The organism is Klebsiella ornithinolytica (assembly GCF_030505655.1).
Lineage (GTDB): Bacteria > Pseudomonadota > Gammaproteobacteria > Enterobacterales > Enterobacteriaceae > Klebsiella > Klebsiella ornithinolytica.
Genome location: NZ_CP130153.1, coordinates 4,816,350 through 4,834,142, shown reverse-complemented (window position 1 = coordinate 4,834,142; position 17,793 = coordinate 4,816,350). Strand labels below are relative to the sequence as shown.

16 protein-coding genes are annotated in these 17,793 nt (G+C 56.1%); 4 read left to right on the top strand and 12 right to left on the bottom strand.

Translation table 11 applies throughout. The features are described from left to right. Window positions 1-6: 6 nt before the first annotated feature. The 3 genes from Q1L34_RS22955 to Q1L34_RS22945 all read right to left on the bottom strand — a co-directional run bounded on the left by Q1L34_RS22955 (window position 7) and on the right by Q1L34_RS22945 (window position 2,472). On the bottom strand, window positions 7-1,158 hold the full coding sequence (locus Q1L34_RS22955) for a double-cubane-cluster-containing anaerobic reductase (protein ID WP_327204297.1): 1,152 nt from the start codon (window positions 1,156-1,158) through the stop codon (window positions 7-9). Window positions 1,159-1,254: 96 nt separating this feature from the next. Beyond that, on the bottom strand, window positions 1,255-1,494 hold the full coding sequence (locus Q1L34_RS22950; protein ID WP_004857534.1) for a DUF2164 domain-containing protein: 240 nt from the start codon (window positions 1,492-1,494) through the stop codon (window positions 1,255-1,257). A gap of 51 nt (window positions 1,495-1,545) precedes the next feature. Then, window positions 1,546-2,472 carry a LysR family transcriptional regulator gene (locus Q1L34_RS22945; protein ID WP_004857536.1) on the bottom strand — a complete coding sequence of 309 codons (927 nt, stop codon included), beginning with the start codon at window positions 2,470-2,472 and terminating at the stop codon, window positions 1,546-1,548. A 224-nt stretch (window positions 2,473-2,696) separates the two neighbouring features. Here Q1L34_RS22945 and Q1L34_RS22940 point away from each other — a divergent pair, with 224 nt between their 5' ends. Next, window positions 2,697-3,929 (top strand): dicarboxylate/amino acid:cation symporter, encoded by a 1,233-nt coding sequence (locus Q1L34_RS22940; RefSeq protein WP_004857539.1) that lies wholly within the window; start codon window positions 2,697-2,699, stop codon window positions 3,927-3,929. 37 nt (window positions 3,930-3,966) lie between these two features. Continuing rightward, window positions 3,967-5,157 carry a cystathionine beta-lyase gene (metC, locus tag Q1L34_RS22935; RefSeq protein WP_015585218.1) on the top strand — a complete coding sequence of 397 codons (1,191 nt, stop codon included), beginning with the start codon at window positions 3,967-3,969 and terminating at the stop codon, window positions 5,155-5,157. Window positions 5,158-5,201: 44 nt separating this feature from the next. Here the strand turns inward: metC and Q1L34_RS22930 are convergent, their stop codons facing one another. From Q1L34_RS22930 to Q1L34_RS22920, 3 genes are read right to left on the bottom strand one after another with little or no spacing between them, the layout of a single operon-like run. Next, entirely contained in the window at window positions 5,202-6,485 is a 1,284-nt protein-coding gene (locus Q1L34_RS22930) for a DUF445 domain-containing protein (RefSeq protein ID WP_004857542.1), read from the bottom strand. Next, on the bottom strand, window positions 6,478-7,140 hold the full coding sequence (locus Q1L34_RS22925) for a LysE family translocator (RefSeq protein ID WP_004857544.1): 663 nt from the start codon (window positions 7,138-7,140) through the stop codon (window positions 6,478-6,480). The genes Q1L34_RS22930 and Q1L34_RS22925 overlap by 8 nt, the downstream gene beginning before the upstream one ends. A 46-nt stretch (window positions 7,141-7,186) precedes the next feature. Beyond that, window positions 7,187-8,002: an AraC family transcriptional regulator gene (locus Q1L34_RS22920; protein ID WP_015585215.1), complete on the bottom strand. Its 816-nt coding sequence runs from the start codon at window positions 8,000-8,002 to the stop codon at window positions 7,187-7,189. 215 nt (window positions 8,003-8,217) lie between these two features. Here Q1L34_RS22920 and Q1L34_RS22915 point away from each other — a divergent pair, with 215 nt between their 5' ends. Then, complete coding sequence (locus Q1L34_RS22915) at window positions 8,218-9,135, top strand: Rpn family recombination-promoting nuclease/putative transposase (RefSeq protein WP_044350018.1); 918 nt, start codon at window positions 8,218-8,220, stop codon at window positions 9,133-9,135. Between the two features lie 212 nt (window positions 9,136-9,347). Then, window positions 9,348-10,718, top strand: a complete 1,371-nt coding sequence (locus tag Q1L34_RS22910) for an NAD-dependent succinate-semialdehyde dehydrogenase (protein ID WP_004857549.1) — start codon at window positions 9,348-9,350, stop codon at window positions 10,716-10,718. A 61-nt stretch (window positions 10,719-10,779) separates the two neighbouring features. Here Q1L34_RS22910 and Q1L34_RS22905 read toward each other — a convergent pair whose 3' ends face one another. The 6 genes from Q1L34_RS22905 to hpaB all read right to left on the bottom strand — a co-directional run bounded on the left by Q1L34_RS22905 (window position 10,780) and on the right by hpaB (window position 17,653). Next, window positions 10,780-11,325: a YfaZ family outer membrane protein gene (locus Q1L34_RS22905; protein WP_004857551.1), complete on the bottom strand. Its 546-nt coding sequence runs from the start codon at window positions 11,323-11,325 to the stop codon at window positions 10,780-10,782. Between the two features lie 478 nt (window positions 11,326-11,803). After that, window positions 11,804-12,760, bottom strand: coding sequence for a GTPase (gene yjiA / locus Q1L34_RS22900; RefSeq protein WP_004857553.1), 957 nt, complete (start codon window positions 12,758-12,760; stop codon window positions 11,804-11,806). Window positions 12,761-12,771: 11 nt separating this feature from the next. Next, complete coding sequence (locus tag Q1L34_RS22895) at window positions 12,772-12,975, bottom strand: YbdD/YjiX family protein (RefSeq protein WP_004857555.1); 204 nt, start codon at window positions 12,973-12,975, stop codon at window positions 12,772-12,774. Between the two features lie 98 nt (window positions 12,976-13,073). After that, entirely contained in the window at window positions 13,074-15,224 is a 2,151-nt protein-coding gene (gene btsT, locus Q1L34_RS22890; protein ID WP_004857557.1) for a pyruvate/proton symporter BtsT, read from the bottom strand. Between the two features lie 334 nt (window positions 15,225-15,558). Then, the gene (locus Q1L34_RS22885) at window positions 15,559-16,071 is read right to left on the bottom strand and encodes a 4-hydroxyphenylacetate 3-monooxygenase reductase subunit (RefSeq protein ID WP_004857559.1); all 513 of its coding nucleotides are present in this window, start codon (window positions 16,069-16,071) and stop codon (window positions 15,559-15,561) included. A gap of 19 nt (window positions 16,072-16,090) precedes the next feature. Beyond that, window positions 16,091-17,653 (bottom strand): 4-hydroxyphenylacetate 3-monooxygenase, oxygenase component, encoded by a 1,563-nt coding sequence (hpaB, locus tag Q1L34_RS22880; protein ID WP_004857561.1) that lies wholly within the window; start codon window positions 17,651-17,653, stop codon window positions 16,091-16,093. Between the last annotated feature and the right edge of the window lie 140 nt (window positions 17,654-17,793).

Sequence of the window (17,793 nt, the reverse complement as noted above, 5' to 3'; positions counted from 1 at the left end):
CGCTCCTTACAGCATTTCGATAAATGCGGCGACGCGGGTACTGAGCTGGCCGAGATCTGCCGTCGAATAGTCGGTTTCAATCGCGATATAGGGGATGTCGTGCCGCTGACGTACGTGACGCTTAATCGCCAGCGATTCAACGGCGTAGGTATGGCAGGCCTGCAGGATGACGTCGACCACGCCATCGGCCTGATACTCCTCGACCATCTGGCTCAGCAACTGCAGGCGCCGATCGTTGGGCGAAATGCAGGAGCAGCCAATAGCGAGATATTTATCGGTTAAGGCATCGTAGACGTCGCCATCTTCCGCCACACAGTGCTCGGTAGCTTTCGCGCCGGTGCAGTTCTCATAACCCACCACCCAGCCGCCGTTGTCCTCGATGGCGCGGACCACTTTTTCCGCCGCCCCGCCGATCGGGCAGCCGGTGATCAGAATACGCGGGCGGGCCTCCAGTCGTCGACCTTCCCGCCATTGTTGATGGATACGTTCTGCCATCGCGTTGAGTTCATCAATCAGCGCGGTTTTGTCGAAACGGAAGGTCGCGCCGTAAACCACTTTCAGTATCTCGCCGCCGCTGAGCGCCGGTGGATTTAACTGCCCGAGGCGATAGAAATTGGCCAGCGCCCGGCGTTCGCGATTTTTCAACACGATGGCTTCACGCAGCGCCGTTTCGCTGATTGGTGTTGCGAAACGCGTTTCAATCACCTGCTGCAGACGCTTGATCTCCGCTTTCCACAACGCCCGGGAGGCGGCGTCGCTGGCGCTGTTCGGTAGCTGCATCACGTGCACCGGCTTGAACTCGGCCATGTATTCGTACATCTTTTTTTTGCCATCGCAGGTGGTTTCGCCAACCACCAGGTCAGAGAAATAAAAGTAGGGGCATTTATCGGTTTTGCCGAAGCCGTAGCTGCTTTTAATCAGCGGGCAGAGGTTGCGCGGCAGGTCTTTCTCCGCCTCTTCGATGGTCTCATCGGAAGTGGAACACAGCGAGACGACGACAGCGCCCGCCGCCATGGCTATCTCCTGTGGCATAAAGGTACAGTAGGTGCCGACTAGCGGCACATTCTGTTCTTTAAGGTCCATGACTGTGAGAAAACCCTTCTGACGAGCGTCCGAGAATTGGTCGAAGATGGCGGGTAGATCGGTGATGAGCGACATGATTTTCCTTCCCCGTACACGGGAGATGATGAAAGAGTCGCCATTATAACCATGTTGTTTGTGTGTATTTGTTGATCTTCCACCCATCCCGCGGCGTTAGTAGACCTTCTTCAAATCCATCTCTTCCTGAATGCGCTCGCTGTAAGCCACGTGGGTGCGGATCGCCTCCTCAATCCCGGCGTTATAGAACATAGGGCCGAGCTCTTTCGCGATAAAATCGACAAAGAACTCGGCGTCAAACTGCTCCAGTTCAAGGTCAAAATTCTGTTCGCAGTATGCGCATAGCTTTTCGCGCAGCAGATCGCGCTCGCCGGTCGTCAGGGTAATATCAGCCATTTTTGCTCCTTAAATGGACTCTGAATAAATCAAATGGCAGAGGAGATAAGGCTAGCTGGGGATCCAGCTATCCCACGTGGGCACCGGGCCGAGTTCTGCCACCAGGAAATCGATAAACGATCGTACTTTAGGATTGCTGTATTTGCTGGGGAAATAGAGCGCATACAGTGCGTGGGTTTCGCAGGCGATCGTCCCATCGAGGATCAGCGGCGTGATCTCCTCTTTCTGAATATGATCGCCGATCAGGTAGGTCGGCAGGTAGGCAACGCCCTGATCTTCCAGCACCGATTTTAACAGCACCAGGCTGCTGTTGGCCTGGATAGGCATGTGCAGCTTGAGCTGATGCGGGCGATCGTGTTCGTCGGTCACCTTCAGCACCGGCGTTAAACCGGGATAAACCAGGCAATCATGATTCACCAGATCGCTGCGCCGTACCGGCATCCCTTTTTTAGCCAGATAGCCGGGGGATGCACAATAGGCCCAGCGAATCGAAACCAGTTTGCGCATGGCGTAGTTTTGCGGCGGTGCGGTGGAGATACGCAGAGCGATATCGAAGTCGGTTTCATTGAGGTTGACGAAATTATCGTTCAAATCGATATACAGATTCACATCCGGGTATTGCTGGCGATATTTATCCACCAGGTTGACTAACCGGGAGTAGCCAAAGGCAATGGAGCAGGTAATTCGTAATTCACCCTGCGGGTTGTGATAATAGCCGGACGTGGTATTTAACGTATCATCAAACTCTTTTAGTAACTTATTGGCGCGATTAAAGAGATATTGCCCGGCATCGGTCAGCGTAATACTGCGGGTGGTACGCTTAATTAATGTTGTGCCCAGCGTATCTTCCATTGCCGAGAGGCTTTTACTGACCGCGGAGGGCGAGACGTTAAGCTGTACGGCGGCTTCAGATAATCCCCCGCAGTCGACAATTTTGATAAAAAACTCCAGATGCTTGAGTGAAATTGGCGTGCTCATTTTTTCCTTTAATTCACAAGTGATTTGCAAAAACGGTACGAATGAGCCGTTACATTCGTATCTGAAACATGCAACTATTGAATCACAGGAAACAACTTGCTGGCAAAATGAAAAAATAACAACTTAAGTGAGTTGCATCACAAAATAAAAGGAGGCGTCGCATAAAGTCATTAAATTGTGAATTTAATCTCATTTAATATAATTTTAATTAAAAGGTACCGGTTATGTGGTCACGACTCGAACCCTACAAATCCTCTATTATTTTATTAATTGCCCTGGTGATCGGCGGCCTGACAGGTATTTACGCCCCGGGACTGGCGGGTAAATTACAGCCGATAGGTCAGATATTCCTTAACCTGCTATTCATGATTATTGTTCCGCTGGTGGGAATCAGCGTGATGTCATCGATCGCCAGTATGACCGACCTGAAAAGGCTGGGACGCATTATGGCGATTATCTTTATTGTCTCGATTGCGATGGCCTTTATTCCCGCGGCCGGCATCGTCGCGCTCGCCTTATGGTACAACCCGGCGCAGGGAGTCACCATCGATCTGTCGCAGTCGGTGCAGGCGGGCAGCGGGAAGATGGATTTTGTCAGTATGATCACCACCAGCGATTTTCTCGGGCTGTTCTCGAAGTCCAATATTCTGGCGCTGATCGTGATGGCGATTATTGCCGGTGTGGCCATCGGGCAATCGGAACAGGCGGGTAAACGCATTGCCTCGCTGCTGGAAGATGCCAATACCGTCATCATGAAGATCGTCTCGATCATTATGAAAGTCGCGCCGATAGGTCTGGGCTGCTATTTTGCCGCGACGATGGCCAGCCAGGACTCGGGGCTGCTGCTGACCTTTGCCCGGGCGATCGGCCTGTTTATGGTTGCCACGCTGGCCTATTTTATCTTCGGTTCGATTCTCTATTCCTGGATCGGCGGCGGCATGCCGGCGGTGAAAGCATTCTGGCGTAATGCGGTTGAACCATCGGCGACCGCGCTCGGGACCTGCTCCTCATTAGGGACGCTGCCCGTCACCCTGCGCGCCGGTAAAGCGATGGGCATTAACCCGGAAATCGTCGATGTCTCTATTCCGCTGCTGGTTAACCTGAATAAGGGCGGCGTGGCCATGATCGCCGCACTGAAGATTGTTTTTATCTATTCGGTGCTGGGGATGGAATTCACCACCGAGACCTTCTTCCTGACCATGCTGATCGCCGTGCTCTCCGCCATTATCGTCGGCGGCGTACCGGGCGGCGCATTCCTCGGTGAAATTTTTATCGTCACCACGCTGGGGCTGCCGATGGAGGCGATCCCGATGCTGGTGGTATTGGGCACCATCACCGATGCTCCGGCGACCCTGATCAACGTGATTCATGATTTGAACGCCGCGCAGATTGTGGAACGCTTCGCCGGAAAAAAGCCGGCACAGGCTGAACTGAAATCCACGGCTGCCGCCGTATAAGCTTTCGCACGGATATAAGGATGTTACAGGAGACGTTATGAAGAACTCACTCAAGCTCGACACGCAGTTAATTATCGCCGGACGCGACAAACGCTACACTCAGGGGGCGGTAAACCCGGTTATCCAGCGCGCCTCTTCGCTGGTCTTTGAGACGGTAAAAGATAAAAAGTTTGCTACCGCCAATCGCGCCAACGGCGAGCTGTTCTATGGCCGCCGCGGGACCTACACCCATTTCGCATTTCAGAAAGCGATGAGTGAACTGGAAGGCGGCGCGGGCTGCGCGCTCTATCCGTGCGGGGCAGCGGCGGTGACCAATGCGATTCTGGCGTTCGTGCAAAGCGGCGACCATATCCTGATGACCGGCGCGGCCTATGAGCCAACCCAGGACTTCTGCAATAAGATCCTCAGCAAATTCAACGTTGAAACCACCTATTACGATCCGCTGATCGGCGCCGGGATTGCCGAATTGATCCGCCCGGAGACGAAAGTGGTCTTTCTCGAGTCCCCCAGCTCAATCACCATGGAAGTCCAGGATGTGCCGGGAATGGTCAACGCGATCCGCGCGGTAAATCCGCAGATCGTTATCATGATCGATAACACCTGGGCGGCGGGAGTGCTGTTTAAGGCGCTGGACTACGGGGTGGATATTTCGATTCAGGCTGGCACCAAGTACACCATTGGCCATTCCGACGCCATGCTGGGCACGGCGGTCTCCAACGCCCGCTGCTGGGATCGTCTGCGCGAAAACTCCTATCTGATGGGCCAGACGCTGGATGCGGATACCGCCTATAACGGCAGCCGCGGGCTGCGCACGCTGGCGGTGCGCCTCAGACAGCATCAAGAGAGCAGTATCCACATTGCTCGCTGGCTGTCGGCGAGGCCGGAAGTGGCGCGGGTGAATCATCCGGCTTTAGCAGAGTGTCCGGGCCACGAATATTTTCAGCGGGATTTTACCGGCAGCTCGGGCCTGTTCTCCTTCGTATTGAAAAAGCGCCTGACGGATGAGCAAATGTCGACGTTCCTCGATAACTTCTCATTGTTCCATATGGCCTACTCGTGGGGCGGGTTCGAGTCGTTGATTCTGGCAAACCAGCCGGAAGAGCTGAACAGTATTCGTCCGGCCGGCGAGGTGGATTTCAGCGGGACGCTGGTCAGGGTACATATCGGGCTGGAGGATGTCGGCGATTTGATTGCCGATCTGGAGGCCGGGTTTACCCGCATCGGCTAAACACAGGGCCCCGCCAGCGCGCGGGGCCGCTGTTTTGCGCTCGCTTAATGCAGAAACAGGGTCGGGATCTGCGAGAACAGCCACAGTATCAGGCCGATAGAGCCGCCGACCAGGGTGCCGTTGATACGGATAAACTGCAGGTCTTTGCCGATATTGAGTTCAATTTGCCGCGACATATCCCGCGCATCCCAGCTTTTGACCGTATCGCTGATATGACGAGTCAGGAAGGCGGCAAACTCTGGCGCCACCCGATGGGCCGCCTGCTCCAGGTGTTCGTTTAGCGACTCGCGCAGCGCGTCATCGTGGAGCAGCGTTTCGCCAAACCACTGCCCGGCATCGGCAATCCGCTGTTGAATCCGCGAGTCGTCGCGGGTGACATCGTTCTTGATCCACGCCCGCAGGTCGGCCCATACCTCGCTGAGATAGCGGTTAAAGGCCTCATCATTTTTCAGGTACGCCTTGATGCCCTCCGCTTTTTCCGCCAGCAGCGGATCGGTTTTCAGGTTATCGATCAGTTTTAAGGTGGCGCGATCGAACGCCTGGCGGATCTGATGGCTGCGATCCTGGGTGACTTCGTCGAGCAGCGTATTCACCGCGTCGGTCACCATGTCGGCGCTGTGCTCGCCCAGCCATTCGGTGGGCAGAATTTTGGCCTTCAGCGGATGCTCGGTCTCCAGCCAGTGGACAATACCGCGGGCAATAAACGCGCGCGAACTGTCGCGCTGCAGCAACGCAATGAGCTGGGTAATGAGCGAGTCCAGCAGCTTCTGATGGCGATTGTTGCGGGTTAATCCCTCCAGCATCATGGCGCTGGTCTGCGTCAGATCGACCTTATCAATCGCCTTATGTACCGCCCGGCGCAGCAGACGCTGGATACGGGCGTCGTCGGTCAGTTCCAGAAAACCGCTCATGACCTGCAGCAGATGATGGCCCACTCGGCGGGCGTTTTCCGGCTGGCTGAACCAGTTGCCGAGCATCAGGGCAGGTTCATAGCGACGGATGAGCGCCACCAGCGAGGGCGTATCGAGAAATTTTTCCTGCACGAAATAACCAAGATTATCGGCGATCCTGTCCTTATTGCGGGGAATAATCGCCGTATGTCGGGAGATAAACGGCAGCGGGATACGGCGAAACAGAGCCACCACCGCGAACCAGTCGGCCAGCGCCCCGACCATCGCCGCTTCGGAGATGGCTTTGAGTGCGCTGACCCACGGCGTCGGCGGCAGCAGCAGGGTGGTGATAAAAATGGCGACCGCAATCAGCAGTAGCGACAGCGCCAGCAGTTTGGCGCGTTTCAGTTCAGCGATTTTTTCCATAGGCTTAAGCATATAGCCTGACGGCGGACTCGTGCAAAAACTGCCACACAATCCAGCAGCCAAAAGCCATCAGTACGCCGCCGGCCGCCCGCTCAACGCGCCAGACGACGGTGGAAAGTCGACGCTGCACCGCCGGCAGGGCAATCATCGTCACCAGTAAGAGATCCCACAGCAGCACGATACTGGTCATCCAGACTCCGCTGACGGCCTGCTGCACCAGCGTGACGTCCGGACCCAGCAACGAGGTCATCAGCGCCAGATAAAACAGGGCGTTTTTAGGATTGAGTAGCGAAGAACCCAGCCCGAGAAGAAGCTGTTTTACCCGCGACGGGCGTGAAGCCGAGGCGCTGCGGACATCCAGCGTCGTCGGGCGGCTTCTCAGCAGCAGGCTGCCAATCCACAGCAGATATGCGGCGCCCAGCAGCTCGACGACGGTGAACAGTAGCGGCGCCTGACGCAGTACGCCCCAGCCGATAATCGCCAGCATAATGTACAGCCCGTTCCCGGCGGCAATACCGACGCACAGGCCGACGCTGCCGCGCAGGCGATAGCGAATGGCGTAGCCCATCAGTAAAAAGAAATCTGGCCCCGGGCTAAGCAGAGCAACGAAGTGGGAGAGCGCCAGCGCCGGAAACGCGGGCGGGAAAAACGACGTAAGCATGTCCATAGCGACCTCACAAAGAACCTGAGATCAGCCTATGGCAAGCGGGGCGCTAATTATTGTCTGATATTGATCGGCCAAGTGCATACTGGCGCGGCGTAGCGGCGGTGTAGCTGACAAAGGTTTTGTGGAAATGACTCTGGTCGGCAAACCCGGCCTGGTAGCCGACGTCGGCGATCTCATCTCCGGCGCGCAGGCGCGTTTTGGCAAATTCGATGCGTGCCATATTCATAAAGCTGGCGGGCGTCAGGCCAGTGTCCTGCTTAAAGGTGCGAATCAACGTCTCTTTGCGCAGGGCGAACTCGTGGGCCAGCGCATCAAGAGAGGGCGGTTCTTGTAAATCGGCCGCCAGGCGACTGAAGATCCGTGAACTGGTCGCGCGCAGCGGTAGTGGCGGGGCGGCGGATAGCGGGAGCGCCCGCAGCAGTTGCGCGACCTGTTCGGGGAGCGCTGCCGTTTTCTGCCGCTCCATCAGCGCCACAATCTGCTGATATCGTTTGAAAAGCTCAGGATCGCGGATCACGGGCTGCGGCGCGTGCACCTGCGCCTGACTCGGGAAAAGCGGCAGCTGTTGCCGGCACCACGTCATATCGAGGTACAGCATATGGTAGCTGCGCGGCCGGCCATCGCGCGGGTTACAGCTGTGCGGCGCTTGAGCGGGGATAATGATCAGATCGCCGGGACGCAGCAGATATTCCCGCCCGTTGCACAGACAGCACGTTTCCCCTTCGATAATCGCCCCCACAGAGAGCTGCGAATGGCGGTGCCGTTTATAGGCCTGGCGGCTTTGCCGGGTGCTGCGTAGTTCCAGCCAGGGCAGCTGCTCGTCGCGCCAGAAGGTTTGTAGGATATCGCGCGTATGGTTCACGAAAGACTCCTTAGCGAAGGGGATAGGGGTTTATAGCACGCCCGCTGACGCCTGTCTGCGGGGCGTTCTGCGAGCGGGCAGGAAAAAAATTGTCGTTGTTACCGCCGGATAAAAATATCTTCCGTCCCGGCGCGCAAAGAGATAAGCGGCGGCGTGTGCGCTGGGCTAGCGGCGGGTAGAGTCGTTTTAGTGTCCCTCCGCGCAGGCTATTGACCATGCAAAAAGGCTCAACGTCGACGCCGCATGATGCGGTTTTCAAAAAGTTTCTCCGGCATACGGATACCGCGCGAGATTTTTTGGATATCCATCTGCCGTCCTCGCTACGCCAGCTTTGCGAGCTGGAGACGCTACGGCTTGAATCCGCAAGTTTTATTGAGGAGGACCTGCGTGCTTGCTACTCCGATGTGCTTTGGTCGCTAAAAACCACCGCCGGCGAGGGCTATATTTATGTCGTTATTGAGCACCAAAGCTCGCCGGATGCCCATATGGCCTTCAGGCTGATGCGCTATGCCATTGCGGCGATGCAGCGTCATCTGGATGCCGGACATAAACGCCTGCCGCTGGTGATACCCATGCTGTTCTATCACGGTATCGCCACGCCTTACCCTTATTCGTTGTGCTGGCTGGATGGCTTTACCCACCCGGCTCATGCCCGCGGATTATATGCGACCGCTTTTCCGCTGGTGGATATTACGGTGATCCCGGATGACGAGATCGTCCAGCACCGACGCGTAGCGTTGCTGGAGTTCATGCAAAAGCATATCCGCCAGCGCGATTTGACGGGGCTGGTTGAGCAGCTAATTGTCATTTTGGTTAAGGAATATACTAATGACGGCCAGCTAAAAACGTTGTTTAATTACCTGGTATATTCCGGCGATGCCCCCCGTTTTGGCAGGTTTATTCGTGAGCTTGCCCGGCGGGCGCCGCAGCATCATAAGGAGGGGCTGATGACTATTGCGGAAAGACTCCAGGAAGTTGGGCGTAGAAAAGGTAAGCTTGAAGGGCGCCGCGAAGGCCAGCGAGCCGAAGGGCTACGCATTGCCCGTACGATGCTGGCGAATGGCATCGCTCTGGAGACGGTGCTGCGTATCACCGGCCTGTCAGAAGAGGAGATTACCGCCGCTAAGCGTTAATTGTGTCGCCACATGGCCTGATCAGGCGGCCTGGCCGCTATTACTGACTTCCTCGTTAAGCCTGTTCCGCGCCGGATATCGTCTGACGATCTCCGGCCAGAATCCTCCGTAAATACCTAACTTTACCTTCATGCCCAGCCATCTCTACTAACCTTAATACCCTGAGTAGTTTTTATGACTACGTAAATAGCGATAACAAGGAGACATACGATATGGCTTATCAGACGGTGAATCCTGCAAATAATCAGCTGATTAAACAGTATGCTGCGCACAGCGATGCGGACGTCGAAGCGGCGCTGCAGAAGGCGGATGCGCTCTACCATTCCGCGTGGTCGAAGGGGGATATCGACCGGCGTTTACCCGTTCTGCACAGGCTGGCGGATCTGATCGACAGCCGGGTTGAAGAACTGGCGAAAATCGCCAGTCAGGAGATGGGGAAACTGATTGCGCAAAGCCGCGGCGAGGTGAAGCTCTGTGCGCAAATCGCCCGCTACTATGCCGATAATGCGAAATCGTTTCTGGCTCCGGTGAAATATCCTTCCGCCATCGGCGAGGCCTGGGTTGAACACCATCCCATCGGCGTGCTGATGGCCGTGGAACCCTGGAACTTTCCTTACTACCAGCTGATGCGGGTACTGGCGCCAAATCTGGCGGCGGGGAACCCGGTTATCGCCAAACATGCCAGCATCGTTCCGCATTGTGCGGAGACCTTCGCCCATCTGGTGCGTGAGGCGGGAGCGCCGGACGGCGCGTGGACCAACCTCTTTATCTCCCAGGAGCAGGTGGCGAAAATTATTGCCGACGATCGCGTCCAGGGGGCGGCGCTGACCGGTTCGGAAAAGGCCGGCAGCGTGGTGGCGTCCCAGGCGGCAAAATACATCAAAAAGGCAACCCTCGAACTGGGCGGCAACGATGTGTTTGTGGTACTGGACGATGCTAGTCTGGAGAAGGCGGTGAAGACTGGCGTACAGGCACGGCTCAACAATGCCGGTCAGGTGTGCACTGCGGCGAAACGTTTTATCCTGCACGAAAAAATTGCCGACCAGTTCTTGAGCCAATTTACTGAAGCCTTCCGCCAGGTGAAAATCGGCGATCCGCTGGACGAGAGTACGACGCTGGGTCCGCTCTCCTCGAAAGATGCGCTGGAAACGCTGACCAGACAGGTGGATGAGGCGGTGAAAAACGGCGCCAGAGTGCATCTGGGCGGCAAACCGGCGCCGCGGGAAGGCAGCTTTTTCGAGCCAACCATACTGACCGGCATTACTCGCGATAACCCGGCGTACTTTGAAGAGTTTTTCGGCCCGGTGGCGCAAATCTACGTAGTGAAGGACGACGACGAGGCGGTGAAGCTGGCGAACGATTCGCACTATGGTCTGGGGGGCGCCGTGTTCAGCCAGGATATCGAACGGGCGAAACGGATGGCGTCGCGGATCGAAACCGGGATGGTCTATATCAACTGGTTAACCGATACCGCGCCGGAGCTGCCGTTCGGCGGCGTGAAGCGCTCTGGCTTTGGCCGCGAGCTGTCCGATCTGGGGATTAAAGAGTTTGTGAACCAGAAGCTGGTGGTGATTCGCCGGTAAGATTAGGATGCTAAAAGAAAAAACCTGCCGGATGGCAGGTTTTTTTACGCTTATCGGCGGGTCAGAAGGTGACACCACCGCCAATATAGGCGCCGTCAATCAGGGTGTGGTTTGGACGGCCGTCTTTCCCGTCGACGCTCACGTGACGGTAACCCACTTTCAGCGTTACCGGGGTAATCGGAGTCCAGCTCACGCCGCCGTTGGCTTCAACGTAGTTTTTCACGCTGTTATTCAGGCCTTCCGGCGCGGCATAACCTTCGCCAAATACGTGGATGCTGTCGGTCAGCGCAACGTTAACGCCGCCACCGATTGGGAACGCCACGCCGTTATCGCCTTTTTTCGGCCCAAGGTAGATGGCTTTCGCGCCGGCATTCAGCATCACCGGGCCAACTTCCAGGTTATAACCTGCGCCAACGCCGCCGGTCTGAGTACCATCGTCGGTATTTTTGAGCCAGTGACTTTCGGCATAAAGACCGGAGGAGGATTTACCCAGTTCCATATTAAGGTTGGTAAAGTTTTTCCCCTGCTCGACGGTAAAGCCCATCGCCATTGCGGAGCCGGAAACTGCGGTCAGCGCAGAAAGGATAAGGATATTGAGCTTTTTCATGGTTTATGCCTCGTCATCAAATTAATCTGCAGATACCCTAACAGGTGATATTTACGGCTGCAAATGTGATGTTAATCGATGTTTTATACCGTAAATGTTATCGAAAAACTTTTTTGATGTTGTGAATGCGTTACCTTGTCGCCGCGTCAACGATTAACGTTTTGCCGTTTAGGGTCAGTTTAATTTTTTGCCTAAACAGCAATTGAACAGAGGGGAGATATTGATTGGGGCTGAACTAATTTGCTTTCTAATAATTTCCAGAAATATTTCTATAGTTATAAGTAAATACTTAAATTTACATTTTTGTGATTAAAACTGACTCTAATATCTTAAGTGAAAGCCTGAATTGCATCATGAAGCCATCGTCTGGAAGTACACCGAAGGGAACATTATTTATCGTGATACCCGAAAGGAATTTTGTACCGCCTGATGCCCTCGCGTTGCCCCTCTCCCCCAGGAAGAGGGAACGCCCAAACCGTTATTTGCGCAAGCCGGCAAACGCCGCGCGAATCTCCTCTTCCGGCAAATTAATGCCGATAAACACCAGCGTGCTGTGAGGCGCTTCATCGCCCCACGGGCGATCCCAGTCGGCGCTGTATAAGCGCTGGACGCCCTGGAACAGCAGGCGATTTGGCTCGCCGTCAATCCACAGCATCCCTTTGTAGCGCATCAGCTGTTCGGCGAAAGAGAGCAGCAGGTTTTCCATCACCCGCGACACTTCGCTGATATCGACCGGGTAATCCAGCTCGACCACGATAGACGCGACGTCGTTTTGCTTATCGGCGATAAAGTGGAAGCGCGGCACGCTGCTCACGACATTCTCTTCCAGCATAAAGCCGCTGGTATTAAACAGCTGGCTCAGGTCGATATCACCGTGGACTACGGTATAAACCGGCGCCCGGGCGTTGATCCGCGCCAGCCGTTCGCGCAGCTTGTCGCTGTCGCCCGCCACGTCCGTTTTTGTCAGCAGGATACGATCGGCGTAGCCCACCTGCGACTGGGCGATGGTGAACTGGTTCATCTGTTGGTCGGCATGGACCGCATCCACCAGCGCAATCACCCCGTCGAGCAGATAGCGTTCGCAGAGAATCTCATGAGAGAAGAAGGTCTGAATAATCGGGCCAGGGTCGGCCATGCCGGTGCACTCAATCACCAGCCGGTCAAAATCAATGTCGCCGCGATCGCGGCTGTCGAGCAGGTCGAGCAGCGCGTCTTCCAGCTCGTTGGAACGGGTGCAGCAGATGCAGCCGTTGGTCAGGGTTTTGATCTGCGTGGCGCGGTCGCCAATCAGCTGATCGTCAACGGCGACTTCGCCAAATTCATTTTCGATAACGGCGATTTTAAAGCCGTGCTGTTCGTTAAGAATATGGCGCAGCAGGGTGGTTTTACCCGCGCCAAGAAACCCGGTCAACAGGGTGACTGCAATCGGTGCCATGTTTGCCTCCATTAACAGCAGCGTACGCCGCCTTTGCCGTCGCCGCCGTAGCGGGCCTGCTGGCGTTCGCGGAAGAATTCGTTATAGGTCATGTAAGGCTTATCCGGATGGTTGGCTTTCATATGCTCGACGTAATTGTCGTAGTCCGGAATGCCAATCAGCATTTTGGCTGCCTGACCCAGGTATTTTTTTGCTTCGCCTAAGTTACCAAACATCGTGAGTTCCAGATAGAAAAAGCCCGGTGGCGCTACGCTGACCGGGCCTACAGGACCTTTGCAGACCGGATAAACGTAGCGCTATCCGGTATTAAGGCTTAGTGATGGGAAGAGGTTTTCACGCCGCCTTCCGGTACCGGCACGTACGGGGTCTCTTTGTCGGTGCGGACTTTGTTGTTACGCACGTTGAGCCACGTTTTGATGCCGTAGAAGATGATGCTGTAAACCACCACCAGGAACAGAATACTCAGACCGGCGTTAGTGTAGTTGTTCACTACGATATGGTTCATGTTAGCAATCTGCTGCGCGGTCAGTTCGCCGCCGGAAGCAATCTTCTCTTTATACTGCTGAGCCATGAAGAAGAAGCCTTCCATCTGCGGGTTGGTGCTGAACAGTTTCAGACCCAGCGCCCAGGTGGTGCACAGCAGCAGCCATGCGGCCGGGATCACCGTAACCCAGATGTATTTAGTACGCTGCATTTTGACCAGTACCACGGTACCAAGCACCAGCGCCACGGCGGCCAGCATCTGGTTAGAGATACCGAACAGCGGCCACAGGCTCTTCACGCCGCCCAGCGGGTCGACCACGCCCTGATACAGCAGGTAGCCCCACAGTCCGACGCAGCCCGCGGTGCCGATAATGCCGGCCACCAGCGAGTCGGTTTTCTTGAGGAACGGCACGAAGTTGCCCAGCAGATCCTGCAGCATAAAGCGGCCTGCACGGGTACCGGCATCCAGCGCGGTAAGGATAAACAGCGCTTCAAACAGAATACCGAAGTGGTACCAGAAGCCCATATCCGCCATCGGCATGATTTTGTGGAACACGTGAGCGATACCAACGGCCAGAGTCGGCGCGCCGCCCGCGCGGTTCAGTACCGACGGCTCGCCGATATCTTTCGCCGTTTGCAGGATCTGCTCAGGTGAAATCACAAAGCCCCAGGAGCTGACGGTCGCCGCGGCGTGGACGGTCACATCTTTCAGCTGTGCGGCAATCAACGCGGCGTTTTCACCGCCCATTTCGTGCAGGTTCGGCATGGTGATGCCCAGGCCTGCCGGCGGGGTGTTCATCGCGAAGTAGAGGCCCGGCTCGATGATCGACGCCGCAACCAGCGCCATCACCGCCACGAAGGACTCCATCAGCATCGCGCCGTAGCCGATAAAGCGGGCGTCGGTTTCATTAGCCAGCAGCTTCGGCGTGGTGCCGGAGGCGATCAGCGCGTGGAAGCCAGATACCGCGCCACAGGCGATAGTGATAAACAGGAACGGGAACAGCGCACCTTTCCACAGCGGACCGGTACCATCGATGTACTGGGTGACCGCCGGCATTTTCAGATCCGGGTTGAGGATCACGATGCCCAGCGCCAGGCCAACGATAACGCCGATTTTCAGGAAGGTCGCGAGGTAATCACGCGGCGCCAGAATCAGCCACACCGGCAGCAGCGCGGAGATAAACGCGTAGCCGATCAGGGTAAAGGTGATGGTGGTGTCTTTAAAGGTCAGCGCCGGACCCCAGTACGGGTCGTGGGCAATGATGCCGCCGAAGTAAATGGAAGCCACCAGCAGGACGATACCAATCACCGACACTTCACCCACGCGACCCGGGCGCAGGAAGCGCATATAGATCCCCATAAACAGGGCGATCGGGACGGTCGAACAGACGGTGAAGACGCCCCACGGGCTTTCTGCCAGCGCTTTTACCACGATCAGCGCCAGCACCGCGAGGATGATGATCATAATCAGGAAGCAGCCGAATAGCGCAATGGAACCCGGAACCGGCCCCATCTCTTGCTTGATCATCTCACCCAGCGAGGCACCGTTACGACGCGAGGAGATAAACAGCACCATAAAGTCCTGTACCGCCCCGGCCAGTACCACCCCCGCCAGCAGCCACAGGGTACCCGGCAGGTAGCCCATCTGCGCGGCGAGAACCGGACCCACCAGCGGACCGGCACCGGCGATAGCGGCAAAGTGGTGGCCGAACAGCACGTAGCGGTTGGTCGGGACGTAGTTCAGACCATCGTTGTTAATCACCGCCGGCGTAGAACGCGTAGGATCGAGCTTCATCACCTTTTGCGCGATATACAGGCTGTAATAACGGTAGGCGACGAGGTAGACGGAAACTGACGCCACCACGATCCACAGCGCACTGACGTGCTCACCGCGGCGCAGAGCGACGACTGAGAGGCAAAATGCCCCGATGATTCCAAGAATCACCCAGGGTATGTGCTTGAATAACTTTTTAGTATCCATAGTAAAACCTGGCGTTAATAAGATGAATAATGGGCCGAAGCCGTCTGGGTTTAAGTTAGGGTTTGAGGAGGTATTGGTTAGCTATGCTGGGGACGATCTTGCCAGAACTCCGCGCGCGTAAAGTTGGGTAAATCTGTGAGTGGTTATATGTGGGGTTAAGCGGTTGCCAGGCGGGATAAGCGGTTGGGCAGGAAATGAGCAGCGGGTAAACATGTGATTGAGATCACAAGATTTTTTCCACCTCTTTTTCCTCCCCGCAGGGGAGAGGAAAAAGAGAGGAGAACAGAGAACAGGGCACAGAAAAGAGAATGTCAGAAGCGAAGGTGGCAGAACGTTATACCGCGACCTCGATTTCCATCATCACCGGATGGAAACGGCGCTTAAAGTAAATCAGCCCATGGCCTTCCTGGCTCAGGGTGATGTTCTTGATCTCGACCAGATAGACCAGGTGGCTACCGATGGTCTGCACCTGGCTTATCTCCCCTTCAAGGCTGGCCAGCGACCCTTTCAGAACCGGCTGTCCCAGGGCCCCTTTTTGCCAGCAGGAGAGGCTAAAGCGGTCTTCCATGGCCATCCCGGTCATGCCGGCGAAATGGCGGGCCATCACTTCCTGCTCATGGTTCAGCACGTTAACGCACAGTTTGCCGTTGCCCTGGAATACCGGGTTCATCGCGCTGTTGGCATTGATGCACACCATGACCGACGGCGGCGTATCGGTGACCGAGCACACGGCGGTGGCGGTGATGCCGCAGCGGCCGGCGTCACCCTCGGTAGTAATGACGTTGACCGCAGCCGACAGGCTGGACATGGCATCGCGAAAACGCAGTCGTTGTTCATCTAATTGCATTGTGACCTCCCGCTGCGAATTACTTCAGCAGCTTATCCAACATATTGATATCAGAGTTGTTGTGCAGGTGTGGCACCGTCCAGCCGTTCTGGTCGTACTCGGACAGGCAGCGGTCGACCATCGCCATCATTTTGTCCATGTTGCCGGAGCTTTGCGCCTGACGCAGACACTGCAGGCGGATTTCGTCCTGGCTTCCGGAATAGTTGATTTCATACAGCTCGTGGCGGCCGCCGAATTCGCTGCCGATCGCGTCCCACATCAGCTTGAGGATCTTGATACGTTCAACGTGGTCCATGCCGTTGGAGCCGCGAACGTATTTCGCCAGATACTGGTCGATCTGCGGGTTGTTCAAATCGCGTGCGCTGGATGGCAGGTAGATCAGGCCGCTGGTCACGTTACGTTCGATAATATTTTTGATCTTGGCATAGGCCATCGGCGCCATCACGCGGTAGGTCTGCAGCGCGGCGTGATCCGGCAGCCAGGCGCCATTCACCCACGGCGTCGCTTCGGAACACATGGAGTCGCTCAGCGCCCAGAACATATTGCGCCAGGCGACCACTTCGCCGAGATCGGCCTGTACACCGCGGAACTCCATGGTGCCGGTACATTCCAGCGAGCGTTTGAGCAGGGCGGTGATGAAGTCGAGTTTGACCGCCAGGCGTACGCAGGCCTGCAGCGGATACATACGCGCAAAGCCGCCTTCCATCGTCCAGCGACGACAGCGATCGAAATCGCGATAGATCAATACGTTTTCCCACGGAATCAGTACCTTATCCATCACCAGGATCGCATCGTTTTCATCAAAGCGGCTGGAGAGCGGATAGTCGTACGGCGATCCGGTGACCCCGGCAACCATCTCATAGGAGGCGCGGGAGATCAGTTTGACGCCTTCGGCATCCATTGGCGCGACGAACATCAGGGCGAAGTCCGGGTTTTCCCCCATCACCTGCGCAGAACCAAAACCGATCATGTTGTAGTGGGTCAGCGCCGAGTTGGTGGCGACAACTTTCGCGCCGCTGACGATGATCCCGGCATCGGTCTCTTTTTCCAGCTTGATGTAGACGTCTTTCACTTCGTCGGCCGGTTTATGACGGTCAATCGGCGGGTTGACGATGGCGTGGTTAAAGTACAGGCCGGTTTCCTGAATGCGGGTGTACCAGTTGCGGGCGTTCTGTTCGAACTGGCCGTAGAAAGCCGGGTTCGCACCCAGCGCGCAGCCGAAGGCGGCTTTGTAATCCGGGGTACGGCCCATCCAGCCGTAGCTCAGGCGCGACCACTCGGCAATCGCATCGCGCTGCTGGCGCAGATCGTCGGCGCTTTTCGCCACGCGGAAGAATTTATGGGTATAGCCGCCGCTGCCGGTATCGGTGTTCCAGCACAGGGAGTCCTGCATTTCCGGTTTATGCAGCGCATCGTACAGCTGGGCGACGGAGGCGGCGGCGTTGCGGAAGGCCGGATGCGTGGTGACGTCTTTGACGCGTTCGCCGTAGATGTAAATCTCGCGGCCATCCTGCAGGCTCTTCAGGTACTCTTCACCGGTTAACGGGCGTTTCGCGTCTGTGCGGAAATCTTCAGGTTTCATAGGGGCCTCTTCAGTATTTATCGGAATATCCCGTCCTGCTTCGGGCTGCCTGTCTGGTGGCTGCCTGCGAATGATTTCGGGCATTAATGTTAAATTTATGTTTTGTTTTTGTTGTTCAATTGAAGCGGTTATTGCGTCAT